The following is a 14,996-nucleotide window of genomic DNA, read 5'->3' as shown; positions in this document are numbered from 1 at the left end:
CGATCCCCCCGGCGCACGTAGATAGAAATATTATACAGTATTGGGCAAAAAAGCGTCAACTTAATCTAAGTCCCCGCGTCTCCACTTTTCAAACGTTTTCAAAACCTCTTCCGATAAAGCAATTTTACCCGCCGGCTTTTCGGAAGTGATTTTTCTGACCCGTCTCTCTATTCGCTTCTCAATCGCTTCTACCTCTCTCAAAAGCTCCCGGGCCGATTTCCGCAATGCCCCCTGACCGAAAATCGCCCACTGCTCAGTGTAGTCAGAGGTCGCAACATGTATTTGAGTCGCAATATTATTCAAAGCCTGAGCAAGCTTTTCTATCCGCTCATCAGCCGTCTCATTTTCTTTTGTGAAAATCACTTCAACTCTGTGGTTGGTCTGTTTTTTCTCAAGCCCTTTTACGAGATGCGCGTCAAAAACAACAATTACCCTGTTTCCTGTATACGATTGATATTCCGCCATTTTCTGAATCAGTACGTCTCTCGCCTCTTCAAAACTGTTCGCTTTTAAATCCTTCAGCTGCGGCCAGGCTCCAATCATGTTGTATCCGTCTACTAACAGGATATCCATAGGTCTTTATTCTCCCAGAGGGTTTCGTTTCCGGTAGACTTCATACATCAAAAGACCAGCCGCAACAGATGCATTCAGTGAAGTTACCTTCCCGGCCATCGGGAGTTTAATGAGAAAATCACACTTTTCTTTAACGAGGCGGCCCATCCCTTTTCCTTCACTTCCAATGACTAAAGCCAAAGGCATATTGCCGTCCATATTGCGGTAATCCTCACGGGCGGATGCGTCTGTTCCGACAACCCAGATACCCCGCTCTTTCATTTCTTCTAACGTCCGCGCCAAATTGGTAACTTTTACTACAGGAATGTGCTCAATTGCCCCTGTTGAAGCTTTTGCAACTGTTGTTGTCAGACCGACAGCTCTCCGTTTTGGAATCACGATGCCATGGGCGCCCACCGCATCAGCTGTTCTCATAATGGAACCAAGGTTATGAGGGTCTTCAAGCTCGTCCAGAATGAGGAAGAAAGGCTGTTCATTTCTTTCCTCCGCTGCTTTATATAAATCGTCCAGTTCAGCATATTCGTACGCTGCAACCTGTGCCACTACGCCTTGATGCTGGCCTGTCACCATTTGATCGAGCTTTTTTCTCGGGACATATTGAATCGTGATTCCCTGCTTTTTCGCAAGCTCAATCACCTGCTGCGCTTGTCCCTTTACGGTGTTTTCCGCCATCCACAGCTTATACAGCTTACGATCTGATTTTAACGTCTCGATCACTGCATTTTTCCCTATGACGTAATCATGTTGCTGACTCATTTGTTTTCCTCCCTGACGTCCCGAATTGTATAGCTTCGGCAACGAGCTGACTAAGTCTTTCTTCTTTTTTCTCTAGAAAAAGATATCCCAGCAGCGCTTCAAATGCTGTACTATAGCGGTACGTCTGAACATCTGTATTTTTAGGCGTCGTCCCCGACTTGGCATTTCTGCCTCTTTTCAGCACCGCTTCCTCTTCTTCTGTGAAAAATGATTGATCCTGCAAAAAGAATAGGATTTCAGCCTGTGACTTCGCCGAAACAATCCGGCTAGATTTCTTATGAAGATCATTTGGTTTGGTAAACCCCTGCTTAAGCAGGTGATGCCTTACATACACTTCAAAAATGGCATCACCTATATAAGCAAGCGCAAGACCGTTAAGCTGCTTTGAATCTTTTATCGTTTCAAAATCAAGCATCCGTTATTCTCCCCGTTTCCAGCGAGTGCCTTGAGCCGTATCTTCAAGAATGATATTCATGCTTTTCAGCTGGTCGCGGATCTGGTCTGATAATGCAAAATCGCGATTCCGGCGCGCTTCATTTCTTTTTTCGATTAAGTCTTCAATCTCTTGATCGAGAAGTTCCTGCTCACCCAATGAAAAACCGAGAACAGAAACAATACGGTCAAACATCTCGATAAACGCCGTAATCACATGATCAGCTGTATGGTCTTTCTGAAGATAATAATTGGCATGCTTCGCTAAGTCGAACAAGACAGAAATCGCATTCGCCGTATTAAAGTCATCGTCCATCGCTTCTTCAAATGCTTTGCGGTGCTCTTCAACTTTCTCCAGCCATTGATCGTCATCTTCCGTTAAATTCGTACTGCTGTTCAGACGGTGCTGAAGGTTGCTGTACGCTGTTTTTAAACGGTTAAACGCGCTTTTTGTATTCTCAAGAAGCTCTTCTGAATAGTTAATCGGATGACGATAATGAACAGAAAGCATAAAGAATCTCAAAAGCTGCGGATCATGCTGTTTAATGATGTCATGCACAAGCACAAAGTTGCCCAGTGATTTTGACATTTTTTCATTATCAATATTGATATAGCCATTATGGAGCCAGTACTTCGCAAACGTTTTTCCTGTCAGTGCCTCAGATTGCGCAATTTCGTTTTCATGGTGAGGGAAGGTTAAATCCTGTCCGCCCGCATGGATATCAATCTGGTCACCCAGATACTTTTTCACCATCGCTGAGCATTCAATGTGCCAGCCCGGACGTCCTTTTCCCCAAGGGCTATCCCAAGAGATTTCTCCTTCTTTCGCCGCTTTCCACAGGGCAAAATCAAGAGCATCTTCTTTTTTCTCGCCAACCCGGATGCGCGCACCTGATCTCAGTTCATCAATTGATTGCTGAGAAAGCTTTCCGTACCCTTCAAATGCTCTTGTTTTGAAATAAACGTCACCTTCCGATTCATAAGCGTAGCCTTTTTTCACGAGCTGATCTACGAATTCAATAATCGCATCCATGTTTTCCATCACTCGCGGATGGAGGTCGGCTTTACGGCAGCCAAGCGCACCTACATCTTCAAAGTATGCTTTAATAAAACGCTCTGAAATGGCAGGCACATCCTCACCGAGTTCGTTTGCCGCTTTAATTAATTTATCGTCTACATCTGTGAAGTTAGAGACATACTGCACATCATAGCCTTTATACTCCAAATAGTTTCGAATCGTATCATAAACGATAGCCGGGCGCGCGTTCCCGATGTGAATGTAATTGTAAACCGTCGGTCCGCACACGTACATTTTTACTTTTCCCTCTTCAAGAGGAACAAACGTTTCTTTCTGTCTAGTCAATGTATTATAAAGTGTGATTGTCATTTTTGATTGATCCTTTCTTTTCTGTCTTCAAGTTCTGCCTTCAGCTCTAAAATCTGCTGTTCCAAAGACTTAAAGCGATCAGCAACCGGATCGGGCAAATCCTGGTGGTTTAAATCGCGTCTGACTTTCTTTCCATTTTGTACGACGACCCGCCCAGGGATGCCGACAACTGTTGAATAATCAGGAACATCGTGCAGCACGACTGAACCGGCGCCAATCTTCGAGCCTTCACCGACAGTAATTGAACCGAGCACTTTAGCACCTGTGGCTATTAATGCGTCATCTTTAATCGTTGGGTGCCTTTTTCCCTTTTCTTTCCCCGTTCCCCCGAGGGTAACCCCCTGAAAAACGGTTACGTTATTGCCGATTTCACATGTCTCGCCAATGACAACCCCCATACCGTGGTCTATGAAAAACCTTCTCCCGATTGTAGCGCCGGGGTGGATTTCGATCCCGGTAAAAAATCGGCTTACCTGAGATATAAGGCGTGCAAGGAAATAAAATTTTCGTTTATATAAAGCATGTGCAATCCGATGCGCCCATATAGCATGTAAACCCGAATAAGTTAAAATCACTTCGAAATAGCTTCTTGCTGCAGGATCTTGATCGAACACTGTATCAATGTCTTCTTTGAGCATTCTAAAAAACACATGCTTCCCCCCATCTCTCTATCTGATTTCCTCTGCCCAATAAAAAAAGCGCCTCTGCATGTTAAACATGACAGAGACGCTTTAACCGCGCGGTTCCACTCTGTTTGAAAAGCAGACTTCTGCTCTCCCAACTTTAGCCTGTAACGGCGGCGGCCGCCTTTGAATACTGATTTCGAAAAATGTTCTTCAAAGGTCTTAAGGGCGCACTTCTAAAACCCGGCTCATGGATCTCTCTCAGCCAATGAAGATCCTTTCTGTAATGGCCTAAAGCTTTATACTCTTCCCTGTCAACAATCATCTATTTAGATGTTTTTTAAACGCTGAATCGCAGTCTCTTTACCGATCAATTCAATTGATTGCGGCAGTTCCGGACCGTGAGTTTGCCCTGTTACAGCAACACGGATCGGCATAAACAATTTTTTCCCTTTATGGCCAGTTTCTTTCTGCACTGCTTTGATCGATGCTTTGATGTTATCCGGAGTAAACTCCTCAAGCTCTTCAAGCTTAGCAGCGAATGTGCTGAGCACTTCAGGAACCTGTTCTTCTGCCAGAACAGCTTTTGCTTCTTGATTATACTCGATCTCATCCGTAAAGAACAAATCAGTCAGCTCAACAATTTCCGCACCGTAGCTTAATTGCTCATGATACAGGGAAATCAGTTTGCGAACCCATTCTTGTTCTTCAGCAGAAAGCTCAGTGCTGACTTTGCCGGCTTTTTGCAAATGCGGAAGAGTCAGTTCAACAACCTGATCAAGATCAAGCTTCTTCACGTATTGGTTGTTAACCCATTTTAGCTTATGCATATCAAACAAAGCTGGTGATTTAGATAAACGGTTCACATCAAAAATTTCTATAAACTGTTCTTTTGTGAATAGCTCTTCTTCTCCAACCGGTGACCAGCCCAGCAGTCCGATAAAGTTGAATAATGCTTCTGGCAGGTAGCCAAGCTCTTTATACTGCTCAATGAATTGAATAATGGACTCATCGCGTTTGCTGAGCTTTTTACGGCTTTCATTTACGATCAGTGTCATGTGTCCGAACTGAGGAATATCCCATCCGAATGCTTGATAAATCATAATCTGTTTTGGCGTGTTAGAAATATGATCCTCACCGCGCAGCACGTGTGTCATTTTCATTAAGTAGTCATCAATAGCTACCGCGAAGTTGTAAGTCGGCGTTCCGTCCTTTTTCACAATAACAAAGTCGCCAATGCCATCTGATTCGAAAGAAATTTCGCCTTTTACGATATCGTTGAAGGCAATGACTTTTCCTTCCGGCACGCGGAAACGAATACTTGGCTTTCTGCCTTCAGCGATAAATTTCTCCTGTTCTTCCTGAGACAGGTCTCTGTGTTTTCCGGAATAACGCGGCATTTCTCCGCGGGCAATCTGTTCTTCACGCTCTTTTTCAAGCTCTTCTTCCGTACAGTAACATTTATAAGCAAGCCCTTTTTCAAGAAGCTCTTCATAGTACACTTTATAGATATCGTTACGCTCTGACTGACGGTATGGGCCGTACTCACCGCCAACATCCACACTCTCATCCCAGTCAATACCGAGCCATTTCAGATAGTTCAGCTGGCTTTGTTCTCCGCCCTCAATGTTGCGTTTTTTATCAGTGTCCTCAACACGAATAATAAACTTACCGCCTTGATTGCGGGCAAATAAATAATTAAAAAGCGCCGTTCTGGCATTTCCAATATGCAAATGTCCAGTTGGACTCGGTGCATAACGGACGCGTACTTCGTTTCCCATTTTCAAATACTTCCTTTCATGTCATGTATGGCCTCTGGCTAAATGTATGAATCTATTCTACCACCAAATAGACCCGGCATCAAAACAAGTTAGCCTTTTTGTATCAGTACTGTCGCCTGAGCTGCTATTCCTTCCGCTCGGCCTGTAAATCCAAGCTTTTCTGTCGTGGTTGCTTTTACATTCACTTGAGAAACATCTGCCTCAAGGCCTTCAGCGATTCTTTTTCTCATATCTTCTATGTACGGCAGCATCTTCGGCTTTTGTGCAATGATAGTGCAGTCAATGTTTCCAAGGACATAACCCTTCTGTTTCACGATCCCCCAGACATGCTGAAGTAATTTGAAAGAGTCAGCGTCCTTGAACTCAGGATCAGTGTCAGGAAAATGCTTGCCTATGTCGCCTTCTCCAACAGCTCCGAGGCAGGCGTCAGCGACGGTATGCAGCAATACGTCTGCATCAGAATGGCCGAGCAGCCCTTTTTCATACGGGATTTCAATTCCGCCGATAATCAGAGGACGGCCCTCCACTAATTGATGCACATCAAATCCTTGTCCAATTCTAAACATGTTTATTCCCACTTTCCGATTCCATGATAGCTTCAGCTGACGTCAAATCGTCTGGCGTCGTCAGCTTAATATTTGTATAGCTGCCTTCTACAACACGGACCGAACCGCCTTCCATCTGTTCAACGAGGCTGGCGTCATCAGTCCCTAAAAATCCCTTGTTTTCCGCTTCAGCGTGAGCCTTCATCAATAAAGAAAGACGAAAAGCTTGTGGCGTTTGGACAGCCCACAAGCTTGAACGTTCAATCGTCTCACTGACTTGTAAATCATGAACGCGTTTAATCGTATCTTTTACCGGGACAGCAAGGATGGCCGCTCCTGTCTGCTCCGCTTCAGCGATCAGTTCGTCAATTTGTTCATGTTTTATAAAAGGGCGGGCGCCGTCGTGTACAAGGACTATCTTTTCTTGTTTTACAGCTTTCAGCCCCTTATAAACACTGTGCTGGCGCTCATCTCCGCCAACCACAAGCTCAATAGCGGTTTGAAACGGATAATCGGACAGCAATTGCTGAAAGTGCTCCCGCTCCCGCTCGTTAATCACCAAAATGATTTTTTCGCACGGCCGATGGCTGTCAAACACTCTTAACGTGTGAATGATCACCGGATCTCCTTTCAGCTCAATGAACAGTTTATTTCTCCCTGCCTTCATCCGTTTTCCCTGTCCGGCTGCAGGAATAACCACATCATAACTCATTGTTTTTTCTCCCTTTACAGCGCCTTCTCCAACAGCTTGGGCTTAGCAAAAATCATTCGTCCCGCTGCTGTCTGCAGCACACTTGTAACGAGTACATCAATATGCTTGCCGATATAATTGCGTCCTTCTTCAACGACAATCATCGTACCGTCATCCAAGTAGGCAACTCCCTGATTATGCTCTTTCCCATCCTTAATGACCTGAACATTCATTTCCTCGCCAGGAAGCACAACAGGCTTGACCGCATTGGCAAGGTCATTAATGTTTAATACTGCTACCTTCTGAAGCTCGCATACTTTATTTAAATTAAAATCATTCGTCACGACGACCCCGGAAGTCAGCTTGGCGAGTTTGACGAGCTTGCTGTCAACCTCCTGAATATCTTCAAAGTCGCCTTCATAAATTTCAACTTCAATGTCTAATTCTTTTTGAATGCGGTTCAGGATATCAAGACCGCGGCGTCCTCTGTTCCGTTTTAACACATCTGAAGAGTCAGCAATATGCTGCAATTCCTCAAGGACAAACTGCGGAATCACGATAACTCCCTCTAAAAAACCAGTCTGACAAATATCTGCTATTCTCCCATCAATAATAACACTTGTGTCCAAAATTTTCAGCTTCTTGTCCTGAACCTCATGTTCTTCATCGGCTGTTCCTTTTTTCTTTTGCATTCTGGCGGAGATAGAAAACAGACTGATCAATTCATCCTTTTTCTTAAAGCCCACCTGGAAGCCGAGATAACCGAGGAAGAAAGCCAGAAATACAGGGATAATTGTGCTGAATATGCGGTAAGGTATATTGTCTAAAGGAATAACATTTACGATAAGATAAGCAATTATAAGTCCAAAAACCAAGCCAAGACTTCCAAATAACAAATCTGGAACCGGCGCTTTTAACAATGAATCCTCTATCCACTTCATCCAGTTCACAACGTATTCTGTACCCCATATACTGATGAGAAAAAAGATAATTGCTCCTATTGCCGCAGACGTATATGCGTTTGTTATTAAAGGTATGTCCTGTATACTTAACAGTACAAACAATTCAGGTATTAAAAATATACCAACAACGCCGCCAAAGATAATGAAGAACGCCTGAACTATTCGTTTTAACATACCCCCACCTCCTTTTTTAACATTTTTATTTTACAAAGTCTTATGCATCCTACGAATATCAGAATAAACAAAAACCAACATTAATATACCCGTATTCATAAGGTTTTAACCGAAATCACAGCTGTCTGTCTAAATAATGCTTCTCTTGCAGGCGTTTTAATCCTTTTTTGATTTTTTGGGCTCGTACTTCACCGATTCCCTCTACCTCATCTAATTCTTCTGCACTCGCCTCAATAATCCTCGGAAGGACTCCAAATGCTTCTACAACATTTTCAACAATCGGCATCGGAAGACGCGGTATCTTATTTAACAGCCTATATCCTCTAGGCAATACATAATCATCAAGATTTGTAGAAGCCGGATAACCGAGCAGCTTATAAACAATGGAATCATCCAGCAAATCGTAACTGGACATATCCTGCAGCTCTTTCAAGAGAACAAACGGATCTTTAATCTTTTCTTTAACATAATCCTTAATAAATAAAGCGGCCTCTTCTTCCATATCTGTAATCAGTTCAATGACCTGCAGCTTAATCAAATGACCTTCTGTTCCCAGTTCCCTGATATACATGTTAATTTCATTTTTGATTCTCAATACCATTTCGTAACGATGCATCACGGACAGAACGTCGCTGAAAGTAACAAGTTCCTCAAACTCTAAAGCGTTTAACGCATTAATAGTTTTGTCCAGAATCGTTTTATATTTTTCAAGAGTTTGAATGGCTTGGTTCGCTTTTGTTAAAATAAATCCTATGTCTTTAAGTGTATACTTCATGCTTTCCTGATATAACGTTATAACATTCCTTCTTTCAGAAATGGCAATCACGAGGCAGCCGGTCTGCTTAGCTACTCTTTCGGCGGTGCGGTGCCGCATTCCTGTTTCTGATGAAGAAATTGTGGCTTCAGGCATCAGTTGTGTATTGGCGTATAGGATCTTTTGACCAGAATCACTTAAAATAATCGCCCCGTCCATTTTAGCCAGCTCATATAAATGCGCCGGAGAAAAAGAAGTGTTAATGTGGAAGCCGCCATCCACAACTTCTTTTACTTTATCGTTATATCCAACAACAATCAGACCGCCTGTATTTGCTCTCAGAACATTTTCAATTCCGGCTCTGAGCGGAGTACCCGGAGCAACAAACTGTAATATAGATGACAGGTCTAACTCGTGTTTCGCCCCTTTTTTCTCTTTTTCCATCTATTATCCTCCTAATGAAGTACGAAGCGCCTCTGCAACATTTGCTACTCCGATAACCTCGATCCCTTTTGGTTTTGTCCATCCATCCAGATTTGCCGCGGGTATGATCATGCGTTTAAAACCAAGCTTAGCCGCTTCTTTCACACGCTGTTCAATTCTTGAAACCCGCCGGACTTCTCCGGTTAATCCCACTTCTCCTATAAAACAATCTGCAGGATTTGGAGGTGTATCTCTAAAGCTTGATGCGATACTGATCGCAATGGCAAGATCAATTGCCGGTTCATCAAGTTTAACGCCGCCGGCCACTTTCAAATAAGCATCCTGATTTTGCAGCAGCAGCCCCACTCTTTTTTCTAACACAGCCATTAACAGTGAAACCCTGTTATGGTCTATTCCCGTTGCCATACGCCGCGGATTGCCAAAACTTGTTGGCGAGATGAGCGCCTGGATTTCAACGAGAATCGGCCTTGTACCTTCCATAGAAGCAGTTATGCTGGAGCCTGCGGATCCCGCCGAACGTTCTTCTAAGAAAATTTCTGAAGGATTCAAAACCTCAGTAAGCCCCTCTTCGCGCATTTCAAAAATGCCCATTTCATTTGTGGAGCCAAAACGGTTTTTTACAGCCCGCAAAATACGGAAAGTATGGTGACGTTCTCCTTCAAAATATAAAACAGTATCAACCATATGCTCCAACAGTCTCGGCCCTGCAATAGACCCTTCTTTGGTCACGTGCCCTACGATAAAAATCGGTATGCCTTTTGTTTTTGCAATTTTCATCAGCTCAGCCGTACATTCTCTGACCTGTGACACACTGCCCGGGGCCGATGTGATATCGCTTTGGTAAACCGTTTGAATAGAGTCAACAACGACAAACGCTGGATTCATCTCTTCTATAGCAGACGAAATATACTCCATATCGGTTTCAGATAAAACATGCAGTGACGGATTATTAATGCCAAGACGGTCTGCTCTCAGTTTCGTTTGTTTCACTGATTCCTCTCCTGAAATGTACAGCACACTGTTCGATGAATCTGACAATTGAGCGGAAACCTGCAGTAATAACGTTGATTTTCCGATACCGGGATCGCCGCCAATTAAAACAAGTGAGCCTTTGACGACGCCTCCGCCGAGCACTCTGTTAAATTCGCCGAGCTGGGTTTTCACCCGGGGTTCTTCTGATGTTTCGATTGATGTAATCGGTGAAGGTTTCTGTACGGTTTGAACAGAATGAGAAAAAGCCGCTCTCCGATTGGCCGGCGCTTTTTTAATCATTTCTTCCACCATTGTATTCCAAGCACCGCAGCCCGGACATTTCCCCATCCATTTTGGAGACTCGTAACCGCAGGATTGGCAGATAAATTTCGATTTTGTTTTAGCCATATATAGTGTAAGACCTCTCCCTTGTTCTATTTCTTGATATGAAAGTGAGGCATACACTTACATGCTGTATGCCTCATTTTCGTCTTCTATATTAATTCGTTTTAGCAGTCGTTTTTACGACAAATTTGCCGTCTTCTACATCAAGAACAATATGCTGTCCTTTATGAATATTTCCTCTGAGGAGTTCTTCTGATAAACGATCCTCGACATGTTTTTGGATCGCTCTTCTTAACGGACGGGCACCGTATTCCAGGTCAACGCCCTCTTCCGCAACTTTCGCTTTTGCAGCATCTGTCAATTCGATAGAAAGATCTTGTTCTTTCAGGCGTTTCGTTAATTGATCAGACATTAATGACACGATTTCAGTAAGGTGTTTCTTCTCAAGTGAATGGAAGACGATGATTTCATCAATCCGGTTGATAAACTCAGGTCTAAACGCTCGTTTCAATTCACCCATCACTTTATCTTTCATGTCTTTATGATTCTGTGTCTCATCCTGAACGTTAAATCCGACATATTTATTGCGTTTCAGTTCACTTGCTCCAACGTTTGATGTCATGATCAGAATGGTATTGCGGAAATCGACTGTGCGTCCTTTAGAATCAGTCAATCGTCCGTCTTCAAGAACTTGCAGAAGGATATTGAAGACATCAGGGTGTGCTTTCTCGATTTCATCAAGAAGAACAACAGAGTAAGGTTTTCTTCTGACTTTCTCTGTTAATTGGCCTCCTTCATCATATCCTACGTATCCCGGAGGTGAACCGACAAGTCTTGAAGTTGAGTGTTTTTCCATGTATTCAGACATATCAATTCTGATCATGGCTTCTTCATCGCCGAAAATCGATTCAGCAAGTGCTCGCGCAAGCTCTGTTTTACCTACACCTGTAGGGCCTAAGAAAATGAATGAGCCGATTGGGCGTTTAGGGTCCTTTAACCCTGCTCTCGCACGTCTGACTGCTTTTGCAACAGCTACAACCGCTTCATCCTGACCGATGACACGGGAGTGAAGAATGCTTTCCATATTGAGAAGCTTATCGGTTTCAGTTTGGGCGATTTTAGATACAGGCACCCCGGTCCAGCTGGATACAACCATCGCAATATCATCAACAGTAACCTCAGAATTCTCCTGCCCTTGCTTCTCTTTCCAAGATTTCTTTGTATCCTCTACTTGCTCGCGCAGGCGCTGCTCAGTATCACGCAAGGAAGCGGCTTTTTCAAACTCTTGGCTTTGCACTGCCGCATCCTTCTCTTTACGAACCTCATCAAGCTTCTGTTCAAGCTCTTTTAAGTTAGGAGGCGTTGTAAAGGAGCGCAGTCTCACCTTTGAACCCGCTTCATCGATCAAGTCAATGGCTTTATCCGGAAGGAAGCGGTCAGAAATATATCTGTCAGAAAGCTTAACCGCAGCTTCAATGGCATCGTCTGTAATTGATACGCGGTGGTGAGCCTCGTATCGGTCACGCAAGCCTTTTAAAATTTGAATGCTTTCATCTGCAGACGGCTGATCAACCTGAATCGGCTGAAAACGGCGTTCCAACGCTGCATCTTTTTCAATATATTTACGGTACTCATCAAGAGTCGTCGCTCCAATACATTGAAGTTCACCGCGAGCAAGTGAAGGCTTTAGAATATTAGATGCATCAATGGCACCTTCTGCTCCGCCCGCTCCGATTAATGTATGGAGCTCATCGATGAATAGAATGATGTTTCCTGCCTGGCGAATTTCATCCATGACCTTCTTCAGGCGATCCTCAAATTCTCCGCGATATTTTGTACCGGCAACTACTGTTCCCATGTCTAATGTCATCACGCGTTTATCGCGCAAGATTTCAGGAACTTCGTTATTGATAATTTGCTGTGCCAAACCTTCAGCGATTGCCGTTTTACCTACACCTGGTTCTCCAATGAGAACAGGGTTGTTTTTCGTTCTGCGGCTCAACACTTCGATTACACGCTGGATTTCCTTGCTTCTGCCGATAACAGGATCAAGACTGTCTTCCTTCGCAATAGCAGTTAAGTCTCTTGCCAAGCTGTCAAGCGTAGGTGTATTCGCATTGCTGTTTGTTCCTGCCGCTGATGATCCTGTTTCATTGCTTCCAAGAAGCTGAAGCACTTGCTGCCTTGCTTTATTTAAGCTGACACCGAGGTTGTTCAGAACTCTTGCAGCAACACCTTCTCCTTCACGAATCAGGCCAAGAAGAATATGTTCCGTTCCAACATAAGAATGACCGAGTTTTCTTGCCTCATCCATTGATAGCTCAATGACTTTTTTGGCTCTTGGAGTATAATGAATCGTTTGAGACATTTCCTGTCCGCGCCCGATTAAACTTTCCACTTCTTTTTGAATTTTATCTGAACCAAGTCCAAGCGCTTGAAGAGCTTTAGCAGCAATTCCTTCTCCTTCTCGTACCAGCCCTAATAAAATATGCTCAGTGCCAATATTATTATGACCTAAACGGAGTGCTTCTTCCTGTGCAAGCGCCAGTACTTTTTGAGCTCGTTCTGTAAATCTTCCAAACATCATATCGATTCATCCTCCTGTCTTTTCCCATTCATTTCTAAGTGAAGCCGTTCTCTGATGAGAGCCGCTCTTCGAATGTCCCTTTCGTTCGGACGCAAAGCGCCTCCCGAATACTGCTGTAAAAATCCTGGCTGTGTCAAAATCATTAGTTCGTTAAGTATGTTGCTTGAGAGCCCTTTAATAATGCCTAGATCTATGCCCAACCGGACATCTGAAAGGCACTTTGCAGTTTCTTTCGATTCTATCATCCGGCAATTGGACAAGACCCCATAAGACCGATACACCTTATCCTCAAGTTCAATTTTAGAAGTTTGATAAAGCGCTTCTCGGGCAGACCGTTCTTGTTCAATCAGCTGGGCAGCAACACTGTTAAGGTCATCCACAATATCCTGCTCTGACTTGCCAAGCGTGATCTGATTTGAAATTTGAAAGATATTCCCTACTGCTTCGCTGCCTTCCCCATAAATTCCTCTAACAACTAAGCCTAATTGATTAATTGCCGGTATAATTCGATTTATTTGCCTAGTTAAAACCAATGCCGGCAAATGCATCATGACTGAAGCCCTTAAACCCGTACCTACATTTGTAGGACAGCTGGTTAAGTATCCTCTTTGCTCATGGAATGCATAATCAACTTTTTCTTCAATCCAGTCGTCGACTTGGTTTGCAGCTTTCATAGCCTCTAAAAGCTGAAACCCAGGAAAAAGACATTGAATTCTAATATGATCTTCTTCATTTAGCATGACGCTTACTTCCTCGTTTTCAGAAAGCAAACAGCCGCCAAAAGGAGACTCCGTCAGATTCGGACTGATTAGATGCTTTTCAACAAGGACACGCTTTTCTAAAGGCTGTGCATCATTCATCCTGATCAAAACGAATTTGCCGATTCCGGGAATTTCTTGATCTGAAAACTGATCTTCAAATTGCTGTATGATGGATGAGGCTTCTTCATTGGAATACCGCGTAGGGAACCGTATATGTTCAAAGTTCCTTGCTAAACGTATGCGGCTGCTGAGTACAATGTCACTTTCAGGTCCTTTCTGCTTCATCCAACTGCTTAGTGCGTCCTGAATAAAATGCTTTAGCGACATTACCCCTGTTCCTCCTCACTATCTGTACTTTTGAGTGATTGTTCTAATGAACGAATTTGATCTCTCACATGAGCTGCGTTTTCAAATTCTTCTTGATGGATTAAGGATTCTAATTCTTTCTTCAGCATGTCAATCTGCCGTCTAACATGGAGATTGCCGCCTATACGTTTCGGTATTTTCCCAGCATGCACAGTGTTTCCGCTGTGCACTTTACGTAAAATAGGTGTAATGTTGCTATGAAATGTTTTATAACATTCAGAACAACCAAAACGGCCGATTTTTCTAAATTGCTGGAAAGTCATTCCGCATTTTGGACAAGCTGATATTTGCTCCGAATGACTGAACATTTGAGTTCCAGCATTTTTTTGGAATGAAGAATCCATGTTCAGCAAACCCGAAAGTAAATTATGAATAGAGAAACCTTGATTTGCACTTATACCATATGAATCACTATTTTCTTTGGCACATTGTTCACAAATATGAACTTCTATTTTTTCTCCGTTAACAACCTTTGTAAAGTGAAAAGTGGCTGGTCTCTCGTGACACTCTTGACAAATCAATCTTTTCACCCGCTTATTTTAATTTTAAAGAAGTCAGCATAGCCTTCATCATTCTCGCTCTTAATTCATCACGTTCAGGCAAGTCAATGTGTAAAACTGAACGATCCATCACGCTGACCATCATTTTTGCTTCTCTTTCTGAAATCACCTTGTCTTCTAATAGCCTTAAAATAATGTCATCAGAGGCTGCTTGAGACAAATAGGTATTAATTTGAGAAATAATATTATTGATCAGGACGACTTCATTGTTCATTTTAATTTTAATGATTCTGATGTAACCGCCGCCCCCGCGTTTGCTCTCAACAATATATCCTCTTTCGCT

15 protein-coding genes and 1 other annotated feature (1 of these 16 only partly in view) are annotated in these 14,996 nt (G+C 43.2%); all 15 genes read right to left on the bottom strand.

Annotated features, from left to right (window positions below; genetic code table 11):
- Positions 1-60: 60 nt before the first annotated feature.
- Positions 61-573: a ribosome-dependent mRNA decay endonuclease Rae1/YacP gene (gene rae1, locus EFK13_RS00635; protein ID WP_075747669.1), complete on the bottom strand. Its 513-nt coding sequence runs from the start codon at positions 571-573 to the stop codon at positions 61-63.
- 6 nt (positions 574-579) lie between these two features.
- Complete coding sequence (gene rlmB / locus EFK13_RS00630) at positions 580-1,329, bottom strand: 23S rRNA (guanosine(2251)-2'-O)-methyltransferase RlmB (protein ID WP_064814479.1); 750 nt, start codon at positions 1,327-1,329, stop codon at positions 580-582.
- A complete protein-coding gene (locus EFK13_RS00625; protein ID WP_003242030.1) occupies positions 1,313-1,744 on the bottom strand; it encodes a mini-ribonuclease 3 in 432 nt (143 codons plus the stop codon). The genes rlmB and EFK13_RS00625 overlap by 17 nt, the downstream gene beginning before the upstream one ends.
- 3 nt (positions 1,745-1,747) lie before the next feature.
- Positions 1,748-3,148: a cysteine--tRNA ligase gene (cysS, locus tag EFK13_RS00620; protein ID WP_129506940.1), complete on the bottom strand. Its 1,401-nt coding sequence runs from the start codon at positions 3,146-3,148 to the stop codon at positions 1,748-1,750.
- Positions 3,145-3,798: a serine O-acetyltransferase gene (gene cysE, locus EFK13_RS00615; RefSeq protein ID WP_064814477.1), complete on the bottom strand. Its 654-nt coding sequence runs from the start codon at positions 3,796-3,798 to the stop codon at positions 3,145-3,147. Before cysE ends, cysS begins: the two co-directional genes overlap by 4 nt.
- A gap of 69 nt (positions 3,799-3,867) precedes the next feature.
- Positions 3,868-4,098 (bottom strand) — a binding site (T-box leader).
- Between the two features lie 2 nt (positions 4,099-4,100).
- Positions 4,101-5,552: a glutamate--tRNA ligase gene (gltX, locus tag EFK13_RS00610; RefSeq protein ID WP_129506941.1), complete on the bottom strand. Its 1,452-nt coding sequence runs from the start codon at positions 5,550-5,552 to the stop codon at positions 4,101-4,103.
- Between the two features lie 89 nt (positions 5,553-5,641).
- Positions 5,642-6,118 (bottom strand): 2-C-methyl-D-erythritol 2,4-cyclodiphosphate synthase, encoded by a 477-nt coding sequence (gene ispF, locus EFK13_RS00605; protein ID WP_003225745.1) that lies wholly within the window; start codon positions 6,116-6,118, stop codon positions 5,642-5,644.
- On the bottom strand, positions 6,111-6,809 hold the full coding sequence (ispD, locus tag EFK13_RS00600) for a 2-C-methyl-D-erythritol 4-phosphate cytidylyltransferase (protein WP_129506942.1): 699 nt from the start codon (positions 6,807-6,809) through the stop codon (positions 6,111-6,113). Before ispD ends, ispF begins: the two co-directional genes overlap by 8 nt.
- A gap of 14 nt (positions 6,810-6,823) precedes the next feature.
- Positions 6,824-7,924 (bottom strand): PIN/TRAM domain-containing protein, encoded by a 1,101-nt coding sequence (locus tag EFK13_RS00595; RefSeq protein ID WP_129506943.1) that lies wholly within the window; start codon positions 7,922-7,924, stop codon positions 6,824-6,826.
- Between the two features lie 115 nt (positions 7,925-8,039).
- Positions 8,040-9,122 (bottom strand): DNA integrity scanning diadenylate cyclase DisA, encoded by a 1,083-nt coding sequence (gene disA, locus EFK13_RS00590; protein WP_075747656.1) that lies wholly within the window; start codon positions 9,120-9,122, stop codon positions 8,040-8,042.
- 3 nt (positions 9,123-9,125) lie between these two features.
- Positions 9,126-10,502, bottom strand: a complete 1,377-nt coding sequence (radA, locus tag EFK13_RS00585; RefSeq protein ID WP_129506944.1) for a DNA repair protein RadA — start codon at positions 10,500-10,502, stop codon at positions 9,126-9,128.
- A 91-nt stretch (positions 10,503-10,593) separates the two neighbouring features.
- Entirely contained in the window at positions 10,594-13,026 is a 2,433-nt protein-coding gene (clpC, locus tag EFK13_RS00580; protein ID WP_075747654.1) for an ATP-dependent protease ATP-binding subunit ClpC, read from the bottom strand.
- Complete coding sequence (mcsB, locus tag EFK13_RS00575) at positions 13,023-14,114, bottom strand: protein-arginine kinase McsB (protein ID WP_064814470.1); 1,092 nt, start codon at positions 14,112-14,114, stop codon at positions 13,023-13,025. Before mcsB ends, clpC begins: the two co-directional genes overlap by 4 nt.
- Entirely contained in the window at positions 14,114-14,674 is a 561-nt protein-coding gene (mcsA, locus tag EFK13_RS00570; protein WP_064814469.1) for a protein-arginine kinase activator protein McsA, read from the bottom strand. The genes mcsB and mcsA overlap by 1 nt, the downstream gene beginning before the upstream one ends.
- A gap of 13 nt (positions 14,675-14,687) precedes the next feature.
- Positions 14,688-14,996 carry the 3' portion of a transcriptional regulator CtsR gene (gene ctsR, locus EFK13_RS00565; RefSeq protein ID WP_064814468.1) on the bottom strand. 156 nt of this gene lie beyond the right edge of the window, so 309 of the gene's 465 nt are visible here — the last part of the coding sequence; its start codon lies off the right edge, out of view; the stop codon is at positions 14,688-14,690.

It is taken from the genome of Bacillus cabrialesii, assembly GCF_004124315.2.
GTDB lineage: Bacteria > Bacillota > Bacilli > Bacillales > Bacillaceae > Bacillus > Bacillus cabrialesii.
This window is presented reverse-complemented; position numbering and strand designations above follow the sequence as displayed.